20 protein-coding genes are annotated in these 24,028 nt (G+C 72.3%); 7 read left to right on the top strand and 13 right to left on the bottom strand.

The features are described from left to right. Positions 1–81: 81 nt before the first annotated feature. The 3 genes from AC6CKD_RS25435 (at position 82) to AC6CKD_RS25425 (ending at position 3,331) form a co-directional block, all read left to right on the top strand. Entirely contained in the window at positions 82–1,413 is a 1,332-nt protein-coding gene (locus AC6CKD_RS25435) for a sensor histidine kinase (RefSeq protein ID WP_498330197.1), read from the top strand. After that, entirely contained in the window at positions 1,410–2,069 is a 660-nt protein-coding gene (locus AC6CKD_RS25430) for a response regulator (protein WP_498330196.1), read from the top strand. The genes AC6CKD_RS25435 and AC6CKD_RS25430 overlap by 4 nt, the downstream gene beginning before the upstream one ends. Before the next feature lie 761 nt (positions 2,070–2,830). Next, positions 2,831–3,331 carry an alpha/beta hydrolase gene (locus tag AC6CKD_RS25425; RefSeq protein ID WP_498330195.1) on the top strand — a complete coding sequence of 167 codons (501 nt, stop codon included), beginning with the start codon at positions 2,831–2,833 and terminating at the stop codon, positions 3,329–3,331. Here AC6CKD_RS25425 and AC6CKD_RS25420 read toward each other — a convergent pair. Further along, positions 3,306–3,953, bottom strand: coding sequence for a hypothetical protein (locus tag AC6CKD_RS25420; protein ID WP_498330194.1), 648 nt, complete (start codon positions 3,951–3,953; stop codon positions 3,306–3,308). The genes AC6CKD_RS25425 and AC6CKD_RS25420 overlap by 26 nt on opposite strands. A gap of 130 nt (positions 3,954–4,083) precedes the next feature. Continuing rightward, positions 4,084–5,004: a diacylglycerol kinase gene (locus tag AC6CKD_RS25415; protein WP_498330491.1), complete on the bottom strand. Its 921-nt coding sequence runs from the start codon at positions 5,002–5,004 to the stop codon at positions 4,084–4,086. Positions 5,005–5,188: 184 nt separating this feature from the next. Between AC6CKD_RS25415 and AC6CKD_RS25410 the strand changes: the two genes are divergently transcribed. Next, positions 5,189–6,472, top strand: coding sequence for an adenylosuccinate synthase (locus AC6CKD_RS25410; RefSeq protein ID WP_327305424.1), 1,284 nt, complete (start codon positions 5,189–5,191; stop codon positions 6,470–6,472). Between the two features lie 85 nt (positions 6,473–6,557). On the opposite strand, the gene AC6CKD_RS25405 is transcribed toward AC6CKD_RS25410, so the two are convergent. After that, positions 6,558–8,279 carry a hypothetical protein gene (locus AC6CKD_RS25405; RefSeq protein WP_498330193.1) on the bottom strand — a complete coding sequence of 574 codons (1,722 nt, stop codon included), beginning with the start codon at positions 8,277–8,279 and terminating at the stop codon, positions 6,558–6,560. Between the two features lie 207 nt (positions 8,280–8,486). On the opposite strand from AC6CKD_RS25405, the gene AC6CKD_RS25400 reads away from it, so the two are divergent. The 3 genes from AC6CKD_RS25400 to AC6CKD_RS25390 all read left to right on the top strand — a co-directional run bounded on the left by AC6CKD_RS25400 (position 8,487) and on the right by AC6CKD_RS25390 (position 13,879). Then, positions 8,487–12,431 (top strand): hypothetical protein, encoded by a 3,945-nt coding sequence (locus tag AC6CKD_RS25400; RefSeq protein WP_498330192.1) that lies wholly within the window; start codon positions 8,487–8,489, stop codon positions 12,429–12,431. Between the two features lie 111 nt (positions 12,432–12,542). Then, positions 12,543–13,259, top strand: coding sequence for a DNA alkylation repair protein (locus AC6CKD_RS25395; protein WP_498330490.1), 717 nt, complete (start codon positions 12,543–12,545; stop codon positions 13,257–13,259). A 56-nt stretch (positions 13,260–13,315) separates the two neighbouring features. Next, positions 13,316–13,879 (top strand): GNAT family N-acetyltransferase, encoded by a 564-nt coding sequence (locus AC6CKD_RS25390; protein ID WP_498330191.1) that lies wholly within the window; start codon positions 13,316–13,318, stop codon positions 13,877–13,879. Positions 13,880–13,960: 81 nt separating this feature from the next. Here the strand turns inward: AC6CKD_RS25390 and AC6CKD_RS25385 are convergent, their stop codons facing one another. The 10 genes from AC6CKD_RS25385 to AC6CKD_RS25340 all read right to left on the bottom strand — a co-directional run bounded on the left by AC6CKD_RS25385 (position 13,961) and on the right by AC6CKD_RS25340 (position 23,977). Beyond that, positions 13,961–14,872, bottom strand: coding sequence for an alpha/beta hydrolase family protein (locus AC6CKD_RS25385; RefSeq protein WP_498330189.1), 912 nt, complete (start codon positions 14,870–14,872; stop codon positions 13,961–13,963). A 162-nt stretch (positions 14,873–15,034) separates the two neighbouring features. After that, positions 15,035–16,252, bottom strand: a complete 1,218-nt coding sequence (kynU, locus tag AC6CKD_RS25380; protein ID WP_498330187.1) for a kynureninase — start codon at positions 16,250–16,252, stop codon at positions 15,035–15,037. Then, positions 16,245–17,093: a tryptophan 2,3-dioxygenase family protein gene (locus AC6CKD_RS25375; protein WP_498330185.1), complete on the bottom strand. Its 849-nt coding sequence runs from the start codon at positions 17,091–17,093 to the stop codon at positions 16,245–16,247. The genes kynU and AC6CKD_RS25375 overlap by 8 nt, the downstream gene beginning before the upstream one ends. Before the next feature lie 196 nt (positions 17,094–17,289). Next, complete coding sequence (locus tag AC6CKD_RS25370; protein ID WP_498330183.1) at positions 17,290–17,703, bottom strand: DUF3151 domain-containing protein; 414 nt, start codon at positions 17,701–17,703, stop codon at positions 17,290–17,292. 112 nt (positions 17,704–17,815) lie between these two features. Further along, positions 17,816–18,838, bottom strand: coding sequence for a class II fructose-bisphosphate aldolase (fbaA, locus tag AC6CKD_RS25365; protein ID WP_215031220.1), 1,023 nt, complete (start codon positions 18,836–18,838; stop codon positions 17,816–17,818). 264 nt (positions 18,839–19,102) lie between these two features. Further along, positions 19,103–19,642, bottom strand: coding sequence for an orotate phosphoribosyltransferase (gene pyrE / locus AC6CKD_RS25360; RefSeq protein ID WP_498330181.1), 540 nt, complete (start codon positions 19,640–19,642; stop codon positions 19,103–19,105). A 21-nt stretch (positions 19,643–19,663) separates the two neighbouring features. Beyond that, positions 19,664–20,452: an aldose epimerase family protein gene (locus AC6CKD_RS25355; RefSeq protein ID WP_498330179.1), complete on the bottom strand. Its 789-nt coding sequence runs from the start codon at positions 20,450–20,452 to the stop codon at positions 19,664–19,666. A gap of 65 nt (positions 20,453–20,517) precedes the next feature. Beyond that, entirely contained in the window at positions 20,518–21,420 is a 903-nt protein-coding gene (locus tag AC6CKD_RS25350; protein ID WP_498330177.1) for an SRPBCC family protein, read from the bottom strand. 60 nt (positions 21,421–21,480) lie between these two features. Beyond that, entirely contained in the window at positions 21,481–23,154 is a 1,674-nt protein-coding gene (locus AC6CKD_RS25345; protein ID WP_498330176.1) for a polyamine aminopropyltransferase, read from the bottom strand. 223 nt (positions 23,155–23,377) lie between these two features. After that, positions 23,378–23,977 carry a DUF2617 family protein gene (locus AC6CKD_RS25340; RefSeq protein ID WP_498330174.1) on the bottom strand — a complete coding sequence of 200 codons (600 nt, stop codon included), beginning with the start codon at positions 23,975–23,977 and terminating at the stop codon, positions 23,378–23,380. Positions 23,978–24,028: the final 51 nt, after the last annotated feature.

Genomic DNA, 24,028 nt, shown 5'->3' with positions numbered 1-24,028 from the left:
TCGTAGTACTTGAGAGGGACCCCCGGAAATCCCCTTCAGCGGCGACGCGGACCAGGCCAGGGCCCGCCTACCGTGGGGAGCATGACCGAGACGACCCCCGGGGCGACCCCCCGGGCACCAGAGATCCGGCTGGCTTCGGGCTTCATCCAGAGCCTGCGCCAGGCTCTGATCACCGACGCCTTCGCCTACCGCCCACTGCCTCCGATGCGCACGGACGGGCCGCTGACCCGGCGGCTCCCGAAGCGGATACGGCTGGAGGCCGCACACCTGCCGCACGCGGCCATATGCCTGATCGCGTTCCTCGTGGTGGTCTTCACCTCGATCACCACCGGCCTGTCCCAGGCCGGTTCCCTGGTGATGGGTCTGCTCGCGGCCACCCCGATCGCGATGACCCTGGTGCGGCCGCTGGGGGCCTTCTGGGTCGCGGTGGCGGTCACCCTGGTCTTCTCGGTCGTCAACGGCTCCGATCCCAACTGGCCATGGATCCCCGCCACCTTCTTCTCGTACCTCGCGACGGTCACCCTGGTGGCGATGCGGACCAGTCCCCGGACGGCCGGCTGGATGTGGGTGGTCACGCTGGCGATCGGCATCGGGACGTCCATCGTGCTCGGACAGGGCCACGGCCAGGCCATCAACGTCGGCCCGATGGCCTTCGCTTCGGCGATCGCCCTGCTGGCGGTGAGCATCCGCACGATCCGCAAGCAGGCGGAGCGGGAAGTCACCGCGCAGCAGGAGGTCACGGCCGTCGAGCGGGACCGGCGCACCCTGCTGGAGGAGCGGACCACGATCGCGCGGGAGCTCCACGACGTGGTCGCCCACCACATGTCGGTGGTGGCCATCCAGGCGGAGGCCGCGCCCTACCGGGTGAAGAATCCGCCGCCGGAGCTGGAGGCGGCGTTCGTCACCATCCGGGAGAACGCGGTCGCGGCCCTGACCGAGCTGCGCCGTGTACTGGGTGTCGTCCGCTCCGCGGACTACGAGGCGCCGGACGCTCCACAGCCGACGCTGGCCTCGCTGGACGGGCTGCTGGCCAATGTGCGGGAGGCTGGGCTGCGCGTGGACAAGACCGTGACGGGCGCGGTGCGCGAACTGCCGCCGGGCGTGGAGCTGTCGGCCTACCGGATCATCCAGGAGGCGCTGAGCAACACCCTGCGGCACGCGCCGGGCGCCGCCGCGGCGGTCGAGGTCTCGTACGTGCTGGGCGGGCTGGGCCTGCGCATCGTCAACGACGCCGGCACCGGGGACGTGCGGCCCTCGCCGGGGGCCGGGCAGGGGGTCACCGGGATGCGCGAGCGAGTGGCCATGCTGGAAGGGGAGATGACCGCCGGGGAGCGGGCCTCCGGGGGATTCGAGGTGGCGGTGTTCATACCCGTGGCCACCAGCCGCCCGGAACCGGCGAAGGATCCGGCATGACGATCAGGGTCCTCATCGTCGACGACCAGATGATGGTCCGGGAGGGCTTCTCCGTCCTGCTGAACGCGATGGACGGCATCGAAGTGGCCGGGGAGGCGGTGAACGGGCGGGAGGCCGTCGCCCAGGTGGCGGCGTTGAGGCCGGATGTGGTGCTGATGGACATCCGGATGCCGGAGATGAACGGCCTGGAGGCGACACGGGAGATCGTGGCCGCCGACACGGACGCGAAGGTGCTGGTCCTGACGACCTTCGACCTCGACGAGTACGTGTACCAGGCGCTGCGGGCCGGCGCCTCCGGGTTCCTCCTCAAGGACGCCTCGGCCCGCCAACTGGCCGATGGCGTCAGGGTGGTGGCCGCCGGGGAGGCACTGCTGGCCCCTTCCGTGACCAAGCGGCTGATCACGGAGTTCTCGAAGCTGTCGGAGACCCGGACACAGGTGGGGTCCACGGGAGTCTCGGAGCTGACGGAGCGGGAGACCGAGGTGCTGGTGCTGATCGCACAGGGGCTGTCCAACGCGGAGATAGCGGATCGCCTGATCATCGCCGAGTCCACCATCAAGACGCACGTGAGCCGGATCCTGGTGAAGCTGGGACTGCGTGACCGCACGCAGGCGGCGGTGTTCGCGTACGAGACCCGGCTGGTGACCCCGGCTTAGGCGGTTCCGAAAAGTTGTCCACAGCTGTGGACAACTTTTCGCAAGAGAGTGGATCACGGAGGATTCTGGCGGTCAGGGCAGCTGCCAGGAGACACGGCCGGCTCCGTCCGCCGGAGAGCCCTTGGCGAGCCGTGCGCTTCGGCGAGCCGTGCGCTTCGGTGAGCTGCGCCGTGACGGCGGCCGGTGTCAGCAGGGCCCGGCACCCCACCAACACTGCCGACAACCGGTCCTGACGGATCGTCTCCTCACTTCGCGCGGGTCGCGGTGAGGCACCGCACCGCCGAGCCGGCCGGTGAGCGCAATACGGCGTGCGTCCAGCTCGTCCGTGTCGGACCGGAGCCGGTCCGGTGCTCCCGGACCTCCATGTCGTGGACGCCCGGCAGGTGTGCGAGCACGTGGGGCGGTCCGGCGAGCTCGGCGCCGCGCCATGGCGGCCGGCAGACGATCCGCCTAGCGTGGACCGGGGGGACTCCGACCCGACCCCACACGGACACGGGACACGGGACACGGGACACGGGACACGGGACGACAGCCGGACACCGGACTCAGGAGAAGAACCCCCATGGCCGACAGCCCCCTCCGCACCCCCGCCATCGTGCTCGTCCACGGCTTCTGGGGCGGCGCCGCCCACTGGGCCAAGGTCATCGGCGAGCTCCACCGCCGCGGGTACACCGACCTGCACGCCGTCGAGAATCCGCTGACCTCCCTCGCCGACGACGCCGAGCGGACCCGCAAGATGGTCCGGCAGATCGGACGGGCCGGTGCTCCTCGTCGGCCACTCGTACGGCGGAGCCGTCATCACCGAAGCCGGGGACCTCCCCAACGTCACCGGTCTGGTCTACGTCGCCACCTTCGCGCCCGACGCGGGCGAGAGCCCCGGCGGGATCACCCAGGAGAAGCCGCCGGCAGCGTTCGAGAACATCGTCCCCGACTCCGACGGCTATCTGTGGGTCGCGCGGGACAAGTTCCACGAGAGCTTCGCCCAGGACCTCACCCCCGAGGAAGCCCTGGTCATGGCGGTGACCCAGAAGGCGCCCCTCGCCTCCACCTTCGGCGACGCCGTCACCGCGCCCGCCTGGCGTGCGAAGCCGTCCTGGTACCAGGTCTCCACCGCCGACCGCATGATCCACCCCGACAACGAGCGCCGCATGGCCGCCCGCATGAACCCCCGCAAGACCATCGAGCTCGACGCGAGCCACGCCTCCCTCGCCTCGCTCCCCGGCCCGGTCTGCGACCTCATCGAGGCGGCCGCCCCCGCCTGAGCGCGCCCCGCCGCCACGGCCTGCGTGCCCGGCCCAGTTCCCGGGCGTGCGGCGCCCACACCACGGCCCCCGGCCCCGGGGCCCCGGCCAGCCAGAGGAACCGCTCCGGCCGCGGGTCGGAGGCGTCGGGCTCCGCGGTCGGGGGCGGGAGCGCCGGGTCCCTGCGGGGCCACATCGCGGGCGCCAGCACCCGCCGCCCCAGCGGCCCCAGGGACACCACCTGGCCCGCGCCATCACCGCCCAGGACGAGCAGCGGCGGCAGCCCACGGCTGCCCACCACCTCCACGTCGTACGGGGTCCAGCGCGGCTCCGGGTCCCGCAGGAGGCTCCGCACGCGCTGGGCCGCGTACAGCTCCCGGAGCCCGACGAGGACCGGCAGGCACAGCAGCGCCAGGAGCACCCCCTGCAACAGCGCCGGGCGGGTGATCAGCGCCCCGATCAGCGCGGGCCAGCACATCACCGGCAGCAGGCAGACCAGCACCGCGTCCTGCCGCCAGTCGCGGAGCGCGTCCCGGACGGCCGTCTCACCGGGAGGCCCGGGCCCCCGGACCGCCGCCCCCGGCCCCGCCCCGGGCTCGGGTGACGGCTCCGGGCCCGGCCCCGCTACCGGATCCCCGGTCACCGTACGAAGGTCGCGCACACGCCGAGGAACGGGTCGCCCCCGTCGGGCCTCACACGCCCGGGCACGCCCGTGATCCCGACCGCGATCCCGACCCCGACCCCGATTCCGGCCAGTGGGCCCGCCTCCCTCGTCAGCGCTGCAGCGGCAGTGTCAGCCCCCAGGCGCCCGGGTGCAAGGTCCACGTACGGCGTCGGACCGGGCCGGTGATGCCGACGTCCGACCTGTAGCGGAAATCCTCCCCCGACACGGTCACGGCCGACGCCCTGGCCCGCACCACCCGGCCGGACCCGGAACCGGACCCGGAGCCCGAACCCGAGCCGAGGCCCGGTCCCGCCTCCGCTCCCAGCCGGACCAGCACGTCCGCCAGCCCGTCGCCCTCCCGGGCCGACACCGCGACGTCCTCCACCATCCGGTCCACGTCCGCCAGGACCACCCCGTCGGCCTCCACCCGCAGCCGGTGGCCCCCGAACGACCCGTTGGCGGAAGCCCCCGCCGGCGGCCGGACGAACGTACGGACCAGCGAGCGGTACGCGTTCCACACCGACGGCCCGCCCGGCCGCGGCACACCCCGGGACCCGGACCCGGACCCGGACCCGGCCCGTACGGGCGGCGGCGGGATGCCGATCCCGCCCAGCACCACCCCGTCGCTGTCGTCGACCAGCAGGTCCCGCATGCCGACGGCCCCGTCCAGGACCGCCCGCGCGGCCGACACGGCCGACAGCGGCACGCCGAGCTGCACAGCCAAGACCAGCGACCCCGCCGGCCCCACCGGAATCAGCGAAACGGCCCCCTCCGACAGCGCCCGCTCACGGTGCAGGAGCCCGACGGCCCGTACGAGCGCGCGGTCGTCACCGACGATCACCGGCTGCCGATGACCCCGGCGGGCGAGGGCCCGCGCAAACTCCTCCTGTGAGGCCGGGAGGCAAATTTTCGCCGCCGCACCCGCTGACAACACATCTTTCGCGATTCGCACGGACTCGCCGTCAAGACGGCGGGCGACCGGGTCGACGAGCACGAGCAGGCCGCCTACCGGCGCGCCCGCATGGCTCATGGTGGGCTCTGGAGCCGACACCTCGGTCCTTCCTCGGGTAGCATCTTTGTGCAAGAGGCCCTTGCGCTATTGCGCCAGGGCCTTCGTCTATTCCGGGGCACCGGTCCGACGGCTCAGCCTGCGGTGTACATCGTCGTACGCCCCCTGACCTTGGACATGCCCCATCCGGAAGAGGTGTACGCCTGTGCCCGCTCTTGTGCTGCTCGGAGCTCAGTGGGGTGACGAGGGCAAGGGAAAGGCCACCGACCTGCTCGGTGGATCCGTTGACTATGTAGTGCGTTACCAGGGTGGCAACAACGCCGGCCACACGGTCGTCGTAGGCGACCAGAAGTACGCGCTTCACCTTCTCCCTTCCGGCATCCTCTCCCCCGGATGCACCCCGGTCATCGGCAACGGTGTCGTCATCGACCCGGCCGTCCTGCTCTCCGAGCTGCGCGGCCTGAACGAGCGCGGCATCGACACCTCGAAGCTGCTGGTCAGCGGTAACGCGCACGTGATCACGCCGTACAACGTCACCCTCGACAAGGTCGGCGAGCGCTTCCTCGGCAAGCGCAAGATCGGTACGACCGGCCGCGGCATCGGACCGACCTACGCGGACAAGATCAACCGCGTCGGCATCCGGATCCAGGACCTCTACGACGAGTCGATCCTCACCCAGAAGGTCGAAGCGGCGCTGGAGGGCAAGAACCAGCTCCTCACGAAGCTGTACAACCGCCGTGCGATCGAGTCGGCGCAGATCGTCGAAGAGCTGCTCGGCTACGCGGAGCAGATCAAGCAGTACGTCGCCGACACCACCCTGATCATCAACAAGGCGCTCGACCAGGACAAGGTCGTGCTCTTCGAGGGCGGCCAGGGCACCCTGCTCGACGTGGACCACGGCACGTACCCCTTCGTCACCTCCTCGAACCCGACCGCCGGCGGCGCCTGCACCGGTGCGGGCGTCGGCCCGACGAAGATCAGCCGCGTCATCGGCATCCTGAAGGCGTACACGACCCGCGTCGGCGCCGGCCCGTTCCCGACCGAGCTGTTCGACGCGGACGGCGAGGCCCTGCGCCGCATCGGTGGCGAGCGCGGCGTGACCACCGGCCGTGACCGCCGCTGCGGCTGGTTCGACGCCCCGATCGCGCGCTACGCGACCCGCGTCAACGGCCTGACCGACTTCTTCCTCACCAAGCTGGACGTGCTGACCGGCTGGGAGGAGATCCCGGTCTGTGTCGCGTACGAGATCGACGGCAAGCGCGTCGAGGAGCTCCCGTACTCGCAGACGGACTTCCACCACGCGAAGCCGATCTACGAAAACTTCCCCGGCTGGTCCGAGGACATCACCAAGGCCAAGACCTTCGCGGACCTCCCGAAGAACGCCCAGGCGTACGTCAAGGCCCTGGAGGAGATGTCGGGCGCCCCGATCTCCGCGATCGGCGTCGGCCCCGGCCGCACCGAGACGATCGAGATCAACTCGTTCCTCTAGGAGCGGCCCAGCACGCTGACGGAAACGGGAGGGGCGGTGCGCACCGTACGGTGCGCACCGCCCCTCCCGCGTACCCGGCGGCGGATCAGTCCAGCTGGTACCAGCCCTGCACGTCGACGATCATGTCGACGCTCGACCAGCCCTGGTTCCAGAAGTCGGCCATCTGGCTGTCGCCCGTGGCGGTCTGCACCAGGTTCGGAACGGTCGCACCCGCCGTCCAGTTCAGCGACGAGGGGACGGGGCGCGCCGGCTCGGTCGCTCCGCCGTAGTAGTAGTCACTCCACTCGTTGTGGTCGGGGGCGACCGACAGGAAGCCCACACCGGTGGTGTTGGTCACCGTGACGTTCAGCGCCCAACCGACGCTGGGCGGCGGGTCGTAGGCGGTCTCCTCGATTATCACCATGCGCGGCAGCCAATTCGCCATGTACGAACGGGCCGGCACCGGTCCGGAGCGCACGCCGTCCAAGTCCAACCACTTGTCCTTGCGGGTGTCCACGTGCCGGTACGGAACCCGCGCGGGCACATAGGCGGCCGGGCTCTCGACGCTGTAGTAGCCGACGACGTCGATGACCACGTCGGTCGGCATCCAGCTCCCGTTGCGGATGGTGATCTTCCCGTCGGGGCCGACCGGCACGATCACCGAGTTGGCCACCGTCTGGCCGGGGGCGAAGTTCACGCTCGACGTGGCCGGAGCCTGCTGACCGCTGGGGTAAGCGGTCAGGTGGCCGTGGTCCCGCGGGTTGGTGACGGTCAGGTTGAGCGCCACGGCGGTGGCCCGCTTCGACACGCGCCCCTGCCCGGCCAGCTCGACGTCGAAGGTGCCGTAGCCGGGGACCTGGCCCTTGGACGTACCGAGGCCCTCACGCGTGTCCACGGCGCGGGCCGAGGTCAGTGCGGTGTAGCCGGCGGCCGCCGAAGACGTGAAGTACCCGGTGACGTCGGCGATCAGGTCGACCGAGTCCCAGCCGCCGTTGAACAGGTGGACGGTCCCGTCCTGGCCGACGTTCGCGATCACCAGGTTCGGGACGCTCTGGCCCGCCAGGTAGTTCACGTTCGACGTCTGGCCGGTCTCGGCCAGGCTCTTGTCGGACTGGACCGAGATGTGGCCCGGCGCCTTGGTGTTGGTGACGGTGACGTTGAGGACCACCGCGCGGACCCCGGCGGGCACCTTGGCGGCGCCCGCGACCTTCAGGGCCACCGAGCCGCGTCCCGCGACCTTGGCCTTCGCGGCTCCGACGCCCGCACGGGTGTCCAGGAGCCGGGTGGGTTCGTGCGCGGTGAACTCGGTGCCGTCCGTGGCGACGTTGACCACGTTCGTGGCCGTGACGTTGGTCGTCCTGTCCGTGACCGTGACCTTGACCGCGTACGTGCCGACCTCGGTATAGGTGTGTCCCTTGAACACCGCCTTGTGCATGCCCGGGTTGAACGTGTCCGTCGCATCGTCTCCCCAGTCGACGACGACTTCAGTGTCATCGCTCACCCTCGTCATGCGCGCCGTCAGGCTGATCTTGTGCGCCGAGACAGAGGACACGCTCAGGCTGATCTCAGGGACCAGAGCGGCCGCCGCAGCCCGCGTCTGCGGCGCCGCGGACGGAGCCGTGGACGGGGCCGTGGGCGGGGCCGTGACGACCGTACGGTCGGCAGGGCTGCTGAAGGTCTCGGACTTGGGCCCCCCGCCCCGGTCCGGCGTGGTGTCCGGCACGGTGTCCGGCGTGGCCACCGGGTTGGCGGCGGGAGCGGCGGAACCCGCTGCCTGAGCCGTCCACGGTACGAGCCCCACGCCCGCCGCCACGAGGGCAGCGGTCATTACGAGTCGGCGATTGCGCACCGGCCCCCCATTTTCTCTTGACCATGATCAAATTTTTGCTTTCGCAGCGTACACAACCCCTTTTCAATCAAGTTCGGCAAGGGGATATGCTCCGCCTGCCCGCGCATTCCGATGCCGACATCCGAAAACGGAACCGGGTCTGCTTGAACTGGGGGGTTCATGAGTTTGCTGCCGCTTGGCAGAGGTATGTCCGCGACCAGGGGGAGAGGCCGTACGGCCCTCGCCTCCGGCGCTCTTCTGCTCGCCGTACTGACGGCGTTCACCGGCCAGAGCGGATCCGCCCTCGCGGCCCCGTCACCCGGCACCACCACCACCGATCCGGCCGCGGGCGCCTCCGCCGCCGCGCCCCGGGCCGCCGGCCCCGAGTCGGCGCCGAAGCCCGACCCGAAGGCGGCCGCGGCGGCCGCCGCCGGGGCGCTCGCCGAGAGCGACCCGTCCGGGCCGTGCCCGGCGGCGCTGAAGCCGCACGAGATCGTCACCTGCGTCGTTCCGTCGTCCACGGCGGCCCGGATCGCGCTGACCCTGCCGCAGGAGAAGGACCTGGTCCTGATCCAGGCCGTCGCCGCCCAGGGATCGGTCTATCCCCGGCTCGCCGCACCCGACGGCTCGTCGGTCACCTGTGAGTCGGTGCGCCCGTCCTCCGACGGCGCCCTGCGCTGCCCCACTACCACCGCGGGCACGTACACGCTGACGGTGCTGAACAACAGCAGCAACGACACCGGCGCCTCCGTCGCGTACACCCCGCTGCTCTCCACCACCGCCTGCACGCCGGTCGGTGCCGCCGACTCCAAGCTCGGCGCCCCGACCGTGTTCGAGCGCTCGCTGCCCGCCGGCTCCGCCGGTGACTGCTACACGCTGGGCCTGGCCGCGAACGACGTGGTGCGCAGCCACGCCACCTCGTACCGGGTGCAGGAGAGCATCGTCGACGCCGCGGGCAAGGAGATCTGCTCCTCCCTGAACCGTGAGGGCGACGCGCTCGACTGCACGCTCACCGGCCCCGCCCCGTACCGGGTCTCGGTGCTGCAGTCCTACGGCGCGGCCGAGCCCTACACCTTCACCGCCGCCCGGTTCTCCCGGCCCGAGGGCTGCCCGGTCGTGGCACCCCAGGCCTACGGGGTCTCCCCGGACCTGACCTCCACGGTGCGCTGCCGCGTGCTGCGCGTCCCGTCGGCGGGCCCGTACACCTATGCCCCGGTCTCCGCCGGATCCCTTCCCTACGGCGCGCTGTTCACCGCCGCGGGCACCCAGGTCACGGACTGCGCGACGGGCTGCACCCTGGCCGCCGGCGACTACACCTGGGCGGTCGACCCCCGTACCGCCGGCTCCGGCGCCTTCGGGATGGCCTTCCACTCCGCCAAGGAGACCCGGGGCTGCACCGCGACCCGGGACGACGGCCTGGTGTCCGGCCCGGTCAACGGCACCTTCACCGGTCCCGGGCAGCAGTTCTGCCTGACCCTGCCGACAGCCACCGGCCAAGGCGTCTACCTGCTGGGCCGGCCCCCGGCCGACGGCGGCTACGCCCGCACGGCCGTCTACGACGCGTCCGGCGCCCAGCAGTGCGAAGGCTCCGCGGAAGTCGTCTGCAAGCTGACCGGGACCGCCCCGTTCCGGGTGGTGCTGAGCGGCGAGGCCTCGAAGGCATACGGCCTGGTGGTCCACCGCACCGGTGAGGCCGCGGGCTGCACCCTCTGGCCGCAGACCGGCTTCGGCGCCTCCACCGGCGCCCGGGTCGACCTGCCCGCCGGCGTACGCCAGGCCTGCCTGAGCGTGCCCGGCGACAAGCACGCGGCCGCCGAACTGGTCGACTACACCAACAACCAGAACAAGCTGAACGCCACGGTCCGGGTCGTCGACCCGCGGGGCAACGTGGCGTGCGAGACGGGCTACGCGAGCACCACCACCACCTGCCTCCTCACGCCCGGCACCGCCTACACGGCCCTGCTGGCCGGCTGGGGCGGAGCGGACACGTACACGCTGGTGCGGCGCGACGTCTCGCCGACGGCGAACTGCGCCGCGCCCGCCTCGACGAAGGTGGGCGGCCCCTCCACCCCCTTCGACCTGAACTCGGCCCTCGACGCCCGCTGCCTGCGGGTGCCCGCCGCCGCCACGGACAAGATGTGGCTGAGCGCGCGGACGCTCGGCGGGCGGTACGACCCCACCACCACGACGATGGTCCTCGACCCCACCGGCAAGATCGTCTGCTGGCAGCACGGGGTGTCCTGCCAGGTGACCGGCTCGACCTCGTACCTCATGGTCATGCTCGCCACCGGCTACGCGGACAAGCCGATCCACACCAACGTGGACACCTGGAAGGTGGGCACGGCGGCCGGATGGGTACCCGAGTGCACCGCGAACCGGGTGTCCGCCGAAGGCTTCCCGGGCCGCAGCGGGGTGCTCTCCGAGTCCTCCACGGCCTACTGCGCCGTGCTCGACATGAAGGGCGGCCAGGCGTTCGACGTCGTCGGAACCAGCAGTGCCACCAACGGTGAGCACCCGTGGACGGACCTGCTCGGCTTCTCCGACTGGAACAACGAGCTCCCCGGCACGTACGACTGCATGGGCTCGGTGGGCCAGTTCGGCACGCGTTGCTCGGCCGCTTTTGACACCCCGGCCGCACAGGCGGTCCTGCTCATGAGCCCCCGCAAGGCCGCCACGCCCGTCGAGTTCACCCTGCAGGGCGTCTGCCGAACCGGCTGCACCCCCGCCTCGGCCCAGCTCCCGACCGGGATCAGTCCCGCCACCAGCATCACCGGTACGCGGTCCCAGGCCGTCGTCAGCGGTACGGGCCTCACCCTGGGCACGAAGCTCGAGCTGGTGGGCGGCGGCCACGAGCGTGCGCTGACCCCGGTCTCCGTCAACGCCGCGGGCACCGCCCTCAACGTCCAGGTGGACACCACCGCGCTGCCCCCGGCCGTCTACGACCTCGTCCGCGAGGGCGCCTCCTACACCAGCGGGGTGCCCTCCCCGGGCTACCTCCCGAAGGCGTACACGGTCACGACCGCCACGACTCCGGGCAAGTCCCGGTACGTGCCGCTGACCCCGTCCCGGTTCCTGGACACCCGTGACGGCACCGGCGCCACCAAGCAGCGCGTCGGTTCGGGCGGCGTGGTCACCCTCCAGGTCGCGGGCGTCAAGGGCGTCCCGGCCACCGGAGTGACCGCCGTCGTCATGAACGTCACGGCCGTCCTGCCGACGCAGCCGGGCCACATCACGGTCTACCCCAACAGCCGCCCGCTGCCGGGGGTGTCGAACATCAACTACGCGGCCGGGCAGATCGTGCCCAACCTCGTGACGGTGCCGGTGGTGAACGGGAAGGTGGACCTGCGCAACAGCGCCGGCACCGTCGACCTGATCGCCGACGTCACCGGCTACTACACCGACAAGGCCGGTACGGGTTCCTCGCTCACCCCGATCACCCCGTCCCGGTTCCTGGACACCCGTGACGGCACCGGCGCCACCAAGCAGCGCGTCGGTTCGGGCGGCGTGGTCACCCTCCAGGTCGCGGGCGTCAAGGGCGTCCCGGCCACCGGGGTCACCGCCGTCGTCATGAACGTGACGGCCGTCCAGCCCTCCGAGGCGGGCCACGTCACGGTCTACCCGAACGGCCGGACGGTGCCCGGGGTCTCGAACCTCAACTTCACGCCCGGGCAGATCGTGCCCAACCTCGTGGTCGTCCCGGTGGTCAACGGGAAGGTGGACCTGCGCAACAACTCCGGCTCGGTCGACCTGATCGCCGACGTCACCGGCTACTACTCGGCGACCGGTTCGACGTTCTCCTCGGGTACGCCGGTCCGGCTCCTGGACACCCGCGACGGCACCGGCGCCCGCGCCGGAGCCGTGGGACCCGGTGGGCTGGTCAGCCTCCAGGTGGCCGGGGTGGAAGGCGTACCGGCGCAGGGGGTGACCGCGGTCGTCCTGAACGTCACGGTCACCAACCCCACGTCCGACAGCCACCTCATCGTGTACCCGCACGGGGCGGCCCGCCCGAACGTGTCGAACCTCAACTTCACGGCCGGCAAGACCGTCTCCAACCTGGTGGTGGTCCCCGTCGTGAACGGCCGGGTGACGTTCTTCAACAACTCCGGCGGCGTGGACGTGATCGCCGACCTGAACGGCTACTTCACCTCCTGAGGCCCAGCAGCACGACGCTGCGGTACGACGCGAAGGTCCCGCCCGGTCTGACGACGGGGCGGGACCTTCCCTCGTAGGGTGAATCTCCTGCGTGAGGGAGAGGAGGCCGTGGTGGCCGAGACGGTGGTGGCCGAGGTGCTGGCCGAGCTGGCCGCGCTGGAGGACCCGAAGGCGCGGGCCGTGAACGAGAAGCACGGCGACGATCACGGTGTGAACCTCGGCAAGCTGCGCGCGCTCGCGAAGCGGTTGAAGACGCAGCAGGAGCTCGCCCTCGAACTCTGGGAGACGGGTGACACCGCCGCGCGCCTGCTGGCGATCCTGATCTGCCGCCCGAAGGCCTTCGGGCGGCAGGAGCTGGACGCCATGCTGCGCGAGGCCCGCAGGCCCAAGGTGCACGACTGGCTCGTGAACTACGTGGTGAAGAAGGGCCCGCACGCCGAAGAGCTGCGTCTCGCATGGTTCGCCGACCCTGATCCCGTGGTCGCGAGCGCCGGGTGGGCGCTCACCACGGAGCGGGTGGCGAAGCAGTCCGACGGCCTGGACCTCGCAGGACTGCTCGACGTCATCGAGGCGCAGATGAAGGACGCCCCCGACCGCCTGCAGTGGGCGATGAACCACTGCCTGGCCCAGATCGGCATCGAGCACGCCGAACACCGTGCCCGCGCACTCGCCATCGGCGAACGCCTGGGGGTCCTCAAGAACTATCCGACGCCCCCCGGCTGCACCTCTCCGTACGCGCCCGTCTGGATCACCGAGCTGGTGCGCCGGAAGAACGACAAGGGCGACGAGGGCGACGAGGGCGACACGGGCGCCAAGACGCTGCCGTGAGCGCCGGGCCGTAAAGCGGTGGACAGTGCGCCGCCCGCGGGGTGAGCATCTCCGCGATGACCAACGAACCTCCCCCCAGACGCGTCCGCTTCGTCACGCTCAACGCGAAGGCCCTGCGGGCCCTTGCCGACGGTGACCTCGCAGGTGGCAGCACCGAGGCCGGCGTGGCCCTCGACCCCTACTTCGTGTCCGACCGGGCCCGCTGGATCTTCGGCTACCGCGCCGACCAGCTCGCCGGCGACCCGTCCGCCGCACCCTGGACCACCCGGGCCGCGGTGTCCGAGCCGGACGGGGTCGTCATCGGCGACGCCGGGTTCCACGGCCCGCCGGACGGGGACGGCGTAGTCGAGGTCGGCTACAGCGTCGTGTCCGCCTACCGCCGCCGGGGCTACGCCCGCGCCATGCTGACCGCGCTGCTGGCCAGGGCCGCCGAAGAACCCGATGTGAGGACCGTGCGGGCCACGATCAGGGCCGACAACACCGCCTCCCTGGCCACCCTCGCGGGCTTCGGCTTCACGCGCGTCGCGGAGCGGGGAAACGCGGACGACGGGATCGAGCTCGTCTTCGAACTTCCGGCGAATCCGCCCCCGGGGGCGTCACCCGGTCCGCAATTGCAATGACGGGCCGAGAATTTCGATACCGGCCCGCCCTATTTGTTTGCCACGCGAAAAAACCCGAATCGATCAGCTTATACGGCGGGCCTACCAAGCCAACTGTGAGATTTCTTCTGCCACCACAGCACAACCATCCGCCGCCGGATCGATGAGAGGGAAATGACCGACCCCGTCCAGCAGGGTCAGCCCCACCATCTCCCCCGCCAGCGCGGCCGCCGCGACGTACGCCTCCGACACCGACTCCGGGACCACGATGTCGCTCCGCCCCTGGACCACCGCCGTCGCGATGCCGGTCGGGAGCAGCGCCGCCGGGTCGGCGTACGGTCGCCGCGCCGCGAAGCCGTCGGGGCCGCCCAGGAGCTGCGCCGAGGCGCCCCCGCACACCCCGAGCTCCTCCGCCACCGTGAAGTCCGCGATCGGGGCCAGCGCCACCACCCCGCGCAGCAGGGGGGGCGAAGGCAGCCTCCAGCCGGCCGGGGCGTCGGCCGGCAGCACGTGCCGGGCCGCGGCCCACAGCGCGAGGTGGCCTCCGGCCGAGTGGCCGGTCAGCACGGTGCGGCGCGGGTCCGCCTCCGGCAGACGGCCGGCGGCCAGCTCCGGCAGGGCGTCCAGGGCGGCGGCCACGTCGTCGAAGGTCTCGGGCCAGCGGCCGGCCACCGGGCCCCCGGCGTCCTGATGGGGCAGGGGCTGCGATGCCCGGGACCGGCCGCGCCGGTACTCGACGTTGGCGACGGCGAATCCCTGCCGGGCCAGGAAGTCCGCGAAGGGGGTGATGTGCTGCCGGTCGTACGGGGCGCGCCAGGCCCCGCCGTGCAGGACGACGACCAGCGGCGCGGAACGCGCGGTACCCGGCTGGGCCCGGTCCCCGCGCGGGGCGTAGAAGTCGACCAGCTGGTCGGGGTGTTCACCGTAGGCGGCCGTGGCGTCGGGGGCCACGGGCGGGTGGGAGAAGGCCGAGGCGGCCTCGGCGGCGTCCCGTTCGACTGCGGGGTCCGTCATCGGCTCAACCTCCGGTAACGCGTGGGACAAGGGGGACTGGTGTTCCGGCAGAGCGGGACCGTATCAGGCCGGAACGGTCCCCTCCGTGGCGGGCCGAGGAGATACCGGCGCGGGCGGGGCCATAGCCCCGCCCGCGCGGTGATGTGACGTTTCGCTACCGGTTCACCCGAAAATGTGACCCAGTACGCGCGCCGCACGCTCCGCGTCCGCGAAGCCGACGTACAGCGGGGTGAATCCGAAGCGCAGGACGTCGGGGGCTCGGAAGTCCCCGATCACCCCCCGCGCGATGAGCTCGCGCATGACCGCGTCCGCGTTCTCCGTGCGGAGGGACACCTGGCTGGCGCGCTGTTCGTGCCCGGTGGGCGTGACCAGCTCGACCTTGCCCGCAGGGACGTACGCCGCCACGCAGTCGAGGAAGAAGTCCGTCAGCGCGAGGGACTTCGCGCGGACGTCCTCGACCGCGACCCCGTCCCAGACGTCCAGGGCCGCCTCCAGCGCGAGCATGGACAGGATGTCCGGGGTGCCCACGCGGGCCCGCGCCACGCCCTGTGCGGCCTCGTACGAGGGGGTCATCGCGAACGGGTCCGCGTGCCCGTTCCAGCCCGGCAGCGGGGAATCGAAGGCGGCCTGGTGGCGGGCCGCGACGTACAGGTACGCGGGGGCGCCGGGGCCGCCGTTGAGGTACTTGTACGTACAGCCGACCGCGAGGTCCACTGCGTGCGCGTCGAGGCCCACGGGCAGGGCCCCGGCGGTGTGGCACAGGTCCCAGACGACGAGCGCCCCGGCGGCGTGCGCCGCCGCGCTGAGGGCGGGGAGGTCGTGCAGGCGGCCCGTGCGGTAGTCGGCGTGGTTGAGGAGGACCACGGCGGTGTCCGGGCCCATCGCCCCCGCGGCGTCCGCCGGGTCGACCGGGACGACGCGCAGCCCCGTCATCCGGGCCGCCGATTCGGCGATGTAGCCGTCGGTGGGGAACGTGGCGGCGTCCACGAGCAGCTCGGTCCGGCCGGGCGCGGCCAGCCGGGCGGCGCCGACCAGCGCCTTGAAGAGGTTGACACTGGTGGAGTCGCCGACGACCACCTGGCCGGCGGCGGCGCCCACCAGCGGGGCTATCCGGTCGCCGATGCGCTCGGGGGCGTTCCACCAGTTGGCTTCGCCCTCGGTCCAGGAGCGGATCAGGCGGGTGCCCCACTGCTCCGTGACGACCTCGGCGAGCCGGGCGGCCACCCCTGCGGGGAGCGCGCCGAGGCTGTTGCCGTCGAGGTAGACCACGCCCTCGGGGAGGGTGAAGCGGTCGCGGAGCTTGCCCAGGGGGTCGGCCGCGTCCAGGGCCTCGGCGCGGGCCGCCAGGTCGGGACCCGGGCCCGTGGTCGGCTCAGACATGGCTGCGCGCCGTCCAGAGCTCCGGGAAGACGTTCTTCGTCGCCCGCTTCTCCAGCCAGGTCACGCCGGCCGAGCCGCCCGTGCCCGTCTTCGCGCCCATCGCGCGCCGGGTCGCGACCAGGTGGTCGTTGCGCCAGCGCCAGACGAGTTCGGCGACGTCCGTCAGGACCTCGCCGAGGCGGTGCAGGTCCGGGTGGGTGTCCGGGGCGGCGTAGAGGGCCGTCCAGACGGCCTCGACCTCGGACGAGGGCTCGTAGCGCTGGGAGAGGTCCCGGTCCAGGACGGACGGCGGGACCGGGAGGCCCCGGCGGGCGAGGAGGCGCAGCACCTCGTCGTAGAGGCTGGGCTCCTGGAGGGCCTTCTCCAGCTCCGCGTGGACGCGCGGGGCGCCGCGGTGCGGGACCAGCATGGAGGCGGCCTTGTCGCCGAGCAGGAACTCCATCCGGCGGTACATCGCCGACTGGAAGCCGGAGCCCTCGCCGAGGGCGGAGCGGTACGCGTTGAACTGGCCCGGGGTCAGCTGGGCGAGGGGGCGCCAGGAGGAATTGAGGGCCTCCAGCTCGCGGAGGGATCGTTTCAGCGCATCCATCGCGACGGGGAGATCGTCCTCGCGGAGCGCCCGCGCGGCAGTCTCCCACTCGTGGACGATGACCGTGAACCACAGCTCCATGACCTGGGTCGTGACCAGGAAGACCATCTCGCCGGGGTCGTCCGAGCGGAGGTGCTGGAGGTGGGTGAGGACGTCCGCCTGGACGTAGTCCTCGTAGGGGGTCGTGCCGGCGAAGTCGAGGTTCGGGGTGTCCGAACCGCCGTCTCCGGAGGCATCAAGGGCGTTAGACATCGCTGTCTCCTCGATACGTGCTTCCGGGTAGCGGTCCGCTCCTTCCGGTGAGGTGAGTGGAGCTCCGGTCCCCTGTCCGCATCATAAGACCGTCGTGCCGCAGGGCTTCAATAGTCAGTGGCGCACGTCACCTTCCGCGACCGGGCGGGCCCCGGGTGGGAGCCCGCCCGATTCCGGGCACGGAAGGCCCCTGACCTCAGGCGCCGAGGACGTCCGCGGCCGTCTCGGAGGAGTCGCGCAGGAAGGTCGAGCAGCGCTCGTGCTCCTCCTTCTCGTCGATCGCGCCGGCCGCGCGGGCCAGGGCGTTCAGGGCGCGCAGGAAGCCGCGGTTCGGCTCGTGCTCCCACGGCACCGGGCCGTGGCCCTTCCAGCCGGCGCGGCGCAGCGCGTCCAGGCCGCGGTGGTAGCCCGTACGGGCGTACGCGTACGACTCGACCGTGCGGCCGGCCGCGAAGGCCTCGTCGGCGAGGAGGGCCCAGGCGAGGGAGGAGGTCGGGTGCGCGGCGGCCACCTCTACGGCGGGGGTGCCGGCGGCGATGGCCGCGCGGCACGGCTCGTCGGGGAGGTGGGTGGGGGCGGGGCCCCCGAGGAGGTTCTGGTGAAGAGACATGGCCCCAGTCTGTCGGATGGGAGAGCGGGCACGCGCGGGAAGGGCCCGGCCCCGCCGTCCGTGGACGGTGGAGCCGGGCCCTTCCGGGAAACCGCTGCCGCGTGAGCCGCTGCTACTTGAGCTTCGTGCCCGTGGAACGCAGGTTCGCGCAGGCCTCGGTGACGCGCGCGGCCATGCCGGCCTCGGCGGCCTTGCCCCACGTGCGGGGGTCGTACTTCGACTTGGTGCCGACCTCGCCGTCGACCTTCAGGACCGCGTCGTAGTTGCGGAACATGTGGTCCACGACCGGGCGGGTGAAGGCGTACTGGGTGTCGGTGTCGAGGTTCATCTTCACGACGCCGTTCTCCAGCGCGGTGGCGATCTCCTCGGCCGTGGAGCCCGAGCCGCCGTGGAAGACGAAGTCGAACGGCGAGGACTTGCCGTACTTCTCGCCGACGCCGGCCTGGAGGTCCTTGAGGAGCTCGGGGCGCAGGACGACGTTGCCCGGCTTGTAGACGCCGTGCACGTTGCCGAAGGAGGCGGCCAGCAGGTAGCGGCCCTTCTCGCCCAGGCCCAGGGCCTCGGCGGTGCGCAGCGCGTCGTCGACGGTGGTGTACAGCTCGTCGTTGATCTCGTGGCTGACGCCGTCTTCCTCGCCACCGGTCGGGGTGATCTCGACCTCGAGGATGATCTTCGCGGCGGCGGCCTTGGCGAGCAGCTCCTGGCCGATGGCCAGGTTGTCGGCCAGGGTCTCGGCGGAGCCGTCCCACATGTGCGACTGGAAGAGCGGGTTGAGTCCGCGGGCCACGCGCTCGGCGGAGATGTCGAGGAGCGGGCGGACGTAGCCGTCCAGCTTGTCCTTGGGGCAGTGGTCCGTGTGCAGCGCGACGGTGATGTCGTACTTGGCGGCCACGATGTGCGCGAACTCGGCCAGGGCGGCGGCGCCCGTGACCATGTCCTTGTTGTACTGGCCACCCAGGAACTCCGCACCACCGGTGGAGATCTGAATGATGCCGTCGCTCTCGGCCTCCGCGAAGCCGCGCAGTGCAGCGTGCAGGGTCTGGGTCGAGGTCACGTTGATCGCCGGGTAGGCAAACTTGCCTGCCTTCGCCCGGTCGAGCATCTCGTTGTAGACCTCGGGGGTTGCGATGGGCATCTGTCCGCTCCTTGGATGTGCGGGGAGTGTGCTTATTGCGGGCCCTGACCTGGGGGCGACGTTGCCGTCGTCCCCATCTTTCCAGACTCGGGGGCACACTCCACCTCCGTGACGGCGCCTCGTGGGCCGATCCGGCCGGAGTGTTTCACGTGAAACACTCCACCCGGCCGAAAAGACGCAGGTCAGGGCCTACTTACCGATTCCCGGGGACCTAAGTCACCAGTTGTGCGGAAGCACGGCCCGACGTCCGCGCAGTTGGGGGGATCAGGACAAACCGAGGTCGTCCAGCTCGTAGCCCGTGAGGTAGGGCAGGCCCGCGGCCGCGATGGCGTCGGCCGCGCCGCGGTCGACGATCGTCGCGACGGCGACGACCTCACCGCCGGCCTCACGGACCGCCTCGACGGCGGTGAGCGGGGAACCGCCGGTGGTCGAGGTGTCCTCGACCACCAGGCAGCGCTTGCCCTTCACGTCGGTGCCCTCGATGCGGCGCTGCATGCCGTGCGCCTTCTGCGCCTTGCGGACGACGAAGGCGTCCAGGCGCGCGCCGCGCGCGGCGGAGGCGTGCAGCATCGAGGTGGCGACCGGGTCGGCGCCCAGGGTCAGGCCGCCGACGCAGTCGAACTCCAGGTCTGCGGTGAGGTCGAGCATGACCTGGCCGACCAGCGGGGCGGCTTCGCCGTCCAGGGTGATCCGGCGGAGGTCGATGTAGTAGTCGGCCTCGCGGCCGGAGGAGAGGACCACCTTGCCGTGCACGACGGCCTTGTCCTTGATCTGCTGCAGAAGCGCATCGCGTACGTCACTCATGGCCCCGAGCTTAATTGGGCGCTACCCGAGCCGCCGCCACGTCCACGTCGTGGAGATCTCCAGCGGGTCCACGGGAGTGACCAACTGCGGGAGGCTGTTCAAACCGTTCGGCGGGCCCGACTGCGGTTCCACGCAGACGGCCTCGGGCTCCTGGTCGTAGACGACCACCCATTCGGAGCGGCTGGTGACCTTCAGCTCCAGGGCGTCGGGCCACGTGAGGGTGACGTCGACCCCGTACGGCATGCCGAAGCAGTCGTCCCAGGGGCCGGGCTCGGGGTCGATGCGCTTGCCGGTGGGCAGGTGGTCGGCGCCGCGCTCCTCCTGCCAGGCGGCCTCGAAGTCGATGCGGACGTCTGCCCCGCCGGCGGTGAGGTTGCGCCGGAACCAGGGGTGCCAGCCGGCCTGCGCCGGGAAGGAGTCCTGGTAGGTCTCGATGCCCATCGTCAGGGTCAGCGCGTTCTCGCCGAGCTCGAAGATCTGGGTGACGAGGCCCTCGTACGGCCACGGATCGGCGAGCGGGTACGTGAAGGCGGCCTCGGTGCCGGTGGCCCGGGCGCGGCGCCAGGCGGCGTCGCGGCCGAAGCCGTGGATGGCGTGCGGCGGGTGGTTGAGCGGCAGCTGGTGCAGGGTCGCCCCGTCCTGGAACTGACCGTCCCTGGTCCGGCCGCACCACGGGACCATGGGGAAGGACCCGTAGTGGTCCCCCTGCCGCAGCAGCTCCGTCCCGTCGATGCGCAGACTGCTGATCCGGCAGCCGTTCTCCTGGTCGATGGTCACCTCGGCGCCGCCGGCGCGCAGTTGCGTACTCATGCCCTGACCTTAGCCAGCCCGACGGGGTGATCAGGGCCGTGCGGGCAGACGGGCGGGTTTCCGGGTCAGCGGCGGCGGCGCAGGGCGCGGCCCAGGAGGACCGCCGAGGCCACGGCCACTGCGGCGGCCGGGGCGATCCAGCGGAGGTTGGCGTTGGCGGAGGCCGACGCGGGGGCCGGGACCGGAGCGTAGCGGCCGCGCGGGGGCGCGTGGTCGACCTCCTCCGCGCTGCGGCCGATCATCGTGCGGCGGGCGTGCGCGGCCTCGGCCGGCGGGCGCGGGGGGCCGCCGAGGTCCCCGAGGTCGGCCATGCCCTCGAAGGTGCCCTCCAGGAAGGGGTCCAGGGACGGGGGCGGGACCTCGGTGTCGAACACCGACGCGGTGACCTCGGTGAACCCCGGCCCGGGGCCCTCGTGGTCATCCTGGTCCGAGTCCACCTCGGTGCCCGCCTCCACCTCGGTGCCCGCCTCCACCTCGGTGCCCGCCTCCACTTCGGCGTCGGCCTCCACCGCCACGTCGGCGGGCCCGGCCGCGCCGTCGACCGCCAGGGCCGCGAGGTGCCCGGCGGCGCGGTCCAGGAGGCGGTGTGCGGCCGTGGCGGCCGCGCCCGGGGCGAAGGCGGCGGCGCGGCCGTCGGCGGCGGACTCGGCGGTGAACTCCAGCAGCGTGCCGCCGTCCGCCTCGGTCAGGCGCAGCACGAGGGAGAGCTTCACGGTCCCGCTCCCCCGCACTTCGGTGCCCTCGCCGGCGAGGGTGAAGCGGTCCGGGTCCTGCTCGGTGACGGAGAGGGCGCCGCGGTAGGTGACGGTGTGCCCGCCGACCCGCACCTTCAGCCGGCCGGACAGCGGCCCTGCCTCGGTATCGGCGTCCTGCTGGAGCCCCGGCACGCAGCGCGCCAGCCGGGCGGGGTCGCGCAGCACGGCGCGGACGTCGTCGGAGGGGACCGGTACGAACACCTGATGCTCCATGCGGACGAGCCTACCGACGCGGCAGCCCGGCCACGAGTACCTCGGCCACGCGTACCTCGGCTACGAGTACCTCGGGTGCGGCAGCGTCGACGGCGGCAGCCCCGCCACCCTGGTGCGCTCCGCGTCCCGGGCCGCGTCGGCCAGGGACTGGGTGGACAGGGAGCGCAGGGCGGGCGTCTCCCGGTCCACCCGCAGCAGGGGCACGCCCTCGCGGGCCGCCAGGACGAAGCCCCAGTCGTGCGGGAGCTTCGCGGCGGAGGCGGAGTCCGCGCCGAGCGCCCGGTCGGGGCCGGCGGCGAAGCCCGAGAGGCGGCCGCCCGCGCTGTAGGGGGCGGTGCGCAGGCCGGCCGCGCGCAGGGTGGCCTCGACGGTCCAGTAGGTACGGGGCCTGGTGCCCGGCGGCCCCGCGTGGACGGCGAGCCGCCCGCCGGGGCGCAGGGCGCGCGCGGCCAGCCCGTAGAACTCCTGCGAGTACAGCTTCGTGCTGGGGGTGATCCCGGGGTCGGGCAGGTCGGAGACGATGACGTCGAAGCGGCCCCGGGCGGCCGGTGCGCGCAGCCACCGGAAGGCGTCGTCGGTGACGACGCCGAGCCGCGGGTCCCCGTAGGCCTTCTCGTTCAGCGCGGAGAGCATCGGGTCGGTCCGGGCGAGCCGCACGACTCCGGGGTCGAGTTCGACGACGGTGACGGAGGCGACGTCGCGGTAGCGCAGCACCTCGCGGGCGGCGAGGCCGTCGCCGCCGCCGAGGACCAGGACCCGGGTGTGCGGGCCGGTCATCGCGGGGTGCACGAGGGCCTCGTGGTAGCGGTACTCGTCGTAGCCGCTGACCCGCAGGCGGCCGTCGAGGAAGAGGTCGAGGGAGCGCGGGGAGCCGGTCGGGGGGCCGGTGAGGACGAGTTCCTGCACGCCGGTCTGGACGGCGACGCGGACCTCCCCGCCGTAGACGGCGCGGCGGGCGACGCGTTCGAAGTCGTCGGCGAGGACGGTGGCGCAGCCCAGGACGGTGAGGACGGTGACGTTGACGGCGACGAGCAGCCAGCGGGCGCGGCGGCTCAGGTCCCGGCGGAACAGCCACAGGACGAGGCCGCCGCCGGCGATGACGTTGACGGCGCCGGTGAACACGGCGCCGGTGAGCTGGCCGAGGACGGGCAGCAGCAGGAAGGGGAAGGCGAGGCCGCCGACGAGGGCGCCGACGTAGTCGGCGGCGAACAGGTCGGCGACGGCGCCGCCCGCGTCCTGTCTGCGGATGCGCTGGATGAGGACCATGAGGAGCGGGATCTCGGCCCCGATGAGGACGCCGATGGTGAAGGCGAAGGCGACGAGCGCGGTCCGGGACTCCCCCAGCCAGGCGAAGCTGGCGTACAGCGCTATGGCGGAGAGCCCGCCGAGCAGGGCGAGGGCCGCTTCCACGAGGGCGAAGCCGAAGGCGGGGCGGGCGCGCAGGGCCTTGGCGAGCAGGGATCCGACGCCCATCGCGAAGACCATGACGGACAGCACGACCGACGCCTGGGTGACGGAGTCGCCGATGAGGTACGAGCCGAGGGCGAGCAGTTCCAGTTCGTATACGAGCCCGCAGGCGGCGCAGACGAACACGGTGGCCAGGACGAGGAGTCGGCCGGTCCTGGGCCGTACGGGCAGGGCGGCCGGGACGCGGGCCACACCGCGCGGCTCCGGAGCCGGGGGGCGGCGCCACCGGGTGCGGAGCACCCCGCGCGGGGCGGAACGGTCGATCATGAAGCGAACCGTACGTCACCGCCCGCTCGCACCCCGTCACCCACATGGGTGTAAGTGGCGCACTGGCTGCGGCAGTTGGCGTAACCGCCCGGCAACTCCGCGACCCCGTGCCCCCGGGCCCGCGGAGCGGCTCCGGCGGTCCCGCGGAGCGGGGACGGCGCGAGACCCGGCGCCCGGCAGGCGCGGGGCACGCGCCCCGTGGCTCGAGACCCGGCAGCACCCGCTAGATCAGCACCGGCGACTCCATGGCCGCCTCCGCGGGGGCCCCCGCGGAGGCGGCGGCGCCCGCGGCCGCCCCCGTAGCCGCCGTCGAGCCGGCCGCTCGTACGCCGACCCGGGTGCGGGTGGCCACCAACTGCCCTTCCTGCGGGTACGCGTGCCAGGTCCGCCACCGCACCTGACCCTCGTAGCGCTGCGCGAGCATGGCGGTGAAGGCGTGCGGGCTTCCGGGGAAGGTCCCGGCGAGCCCGTTCGGGTGATCCGCGACCAGCGCGAGCAGCTCCTGCGCCCGCCCGGCGAAGGAGCCGCGCGAGAGGTTCTCGACCCGCGCGGCGAACTCGTACTCCCAGTCGCCGACGCGCTTGGCCACGCCGAGCGGAAGCGGGGTGCTGCTGCCGGGCATACAGGCGACGGTCTCTGAGCAGAGCACGTCGCCCTCCTCCAGAAGCACCTGGTGGGAGGCCCCGAGCAGGCGCAACTCCACTTTCGCGCCATCCAGTTCGAGGTTCAGTACGGCCAGGGCGGGCAGCCGCTCCCGACCCAGGGCCCAGGCGAGGTCGGCGGCACGCGTGTCGGTATAGGTGGTCTGGAGGGTCGTGAGCATGAGTCGGCTCCGCAAACGCGCGAGGGAGATGGGCCGGGGCCCGCCAGCGGT

The sequence above is a fragment of the Streptomyces sp. GQ60 genome, assembly GCF_059758875.1.
Note: the sequence above shows the minus strand (reverse complement) of the source record. Positions and strands in the feature narration are given on the sequence as shown.

What these genes read in the sequence shown, in the direction of transcription:
- kynU (WP_498330187.1), bottom strand. Translation starts at nt 16,252, where the DNA reads ATGTCTGAGCCGACCACGGGCCCGGGTCCCGACCTGGCGGCCCGCGCC.
- AC6CKD_RS25430 (WP_498330196.1), top strand. Translation starts at nt 1,410, where the DNA reads ATGACGATCAGGGTCCTCATCGTCGACGACCAGATGATGGTCCGGGAG.
- AC6CKD_RS25400 (WP_498330192.1), top strand. Translation starts at nt 8,487, where the DNA reads ATGTCCGCGACCAGGGGGAGAGGCCGTACGGCCCTCGCCTCCGGCGCT.
- AC6CKD_RS25415 (WP_498330491.1), bottom strand. Translation starts at nt 5,004, where the DNA reads ATGAGCCATGCGGGCGCGCCGGTAGGCGGCCTGCTCGTGCTCGTCGAC.
- pyrE (WP_498330181.1), bottom strand. Translation starts at nt 19,642, where the DNA reads ATGAGTGACGTACGCGATGCGCTTCTGCAGCAGATCAAGGACAAGGCC.
- AC6CKD_RS25350 (WP_498330177.1), bottom strand. Translation starts at nt 21,420, where the DNA reads ATGGAGCATCAGGTGTTCGTACCGGTCCCCTCCGACGACGTCCGCGCC.
- AC6CKD_RS25340 (WP_498330174.1), bottom strand. Translation starts at nt 23,977, where the DNA reads ATGCTCACGACCCTCCAGACCACCTATACCGACACGCGTGCCGCCGAC.
- AC6CKD_RS25345 (WP_498330176.1), bottom strand. Translation starts at nt 23,154, where the DNA reads ATGATCGACCGTTCCGCCCCGCGCGGGGTGCTCCGCACCCGGTGGCGC.
- AC6CKD_RS25390 (WP_498330191.1), top strand. Translation starts at nt 13,316, where the DNA reads ATGACCAACGAACCTCCCCCCAGACGCGTCCGCTTCGTCACGCTCAAC.
- AC6CKD_RS25385 (WP_498330189.1), bottom strand. Translation starts at nt 14,872, where the DNA reads ATGACGGACCCCGCAGTCGAACGGGACGCCGCCGAGGCCGCCTCGGCC.
- fbaA (WP_215031220.1), bottom strand. Translation starts at nt 18,838, where the DNA reads ATGCCCATCGCAACCCCCGAGGTCTACAACGAGATGCTCGACCGGGCG.
- AC6CKD_RS25375 (WP_498330185.1), bottom strand. Translation starts at nt 17,093, where the DNA reads ATGTCTAACGCCCTTGATGCCTCCGGAGACGGCGGTTCGGACACCCCG.
- AC6CKD_RS25370 (WP_498330183.1), bottom strand. Translation starts at nt 17,703, where the DNA reads ATGTCTCTTCACCAGAACCTCCTCGGGGGCCCCGCCCCCACCCACCTC.
- AC6CKD_RS25435 (WP_498330197.1), top strand. Translation starts at nt 82, where the DNA reads ATGACCGAGACGACCCCCGGGGCGACCCCCCGGGCACCAGAGATCCGG.
- AC6CKD_RS25355 (WP_498330179.1), bottom strand. Translation starts at nt 20,452, where the DNA reads ATGAGTACGCAACTGCGCGCCGGCGGCGCCGAGGTGACCATCGACCAG.
- AC6CKD_RS25405 (WP_498330193.1), bottom strand. Translation starts at nt 8,279, where the DNA reads ATGACCGCTGCCCTCGTGGCGGCGGGCGTGGGGCTCGTACCGTGGACG.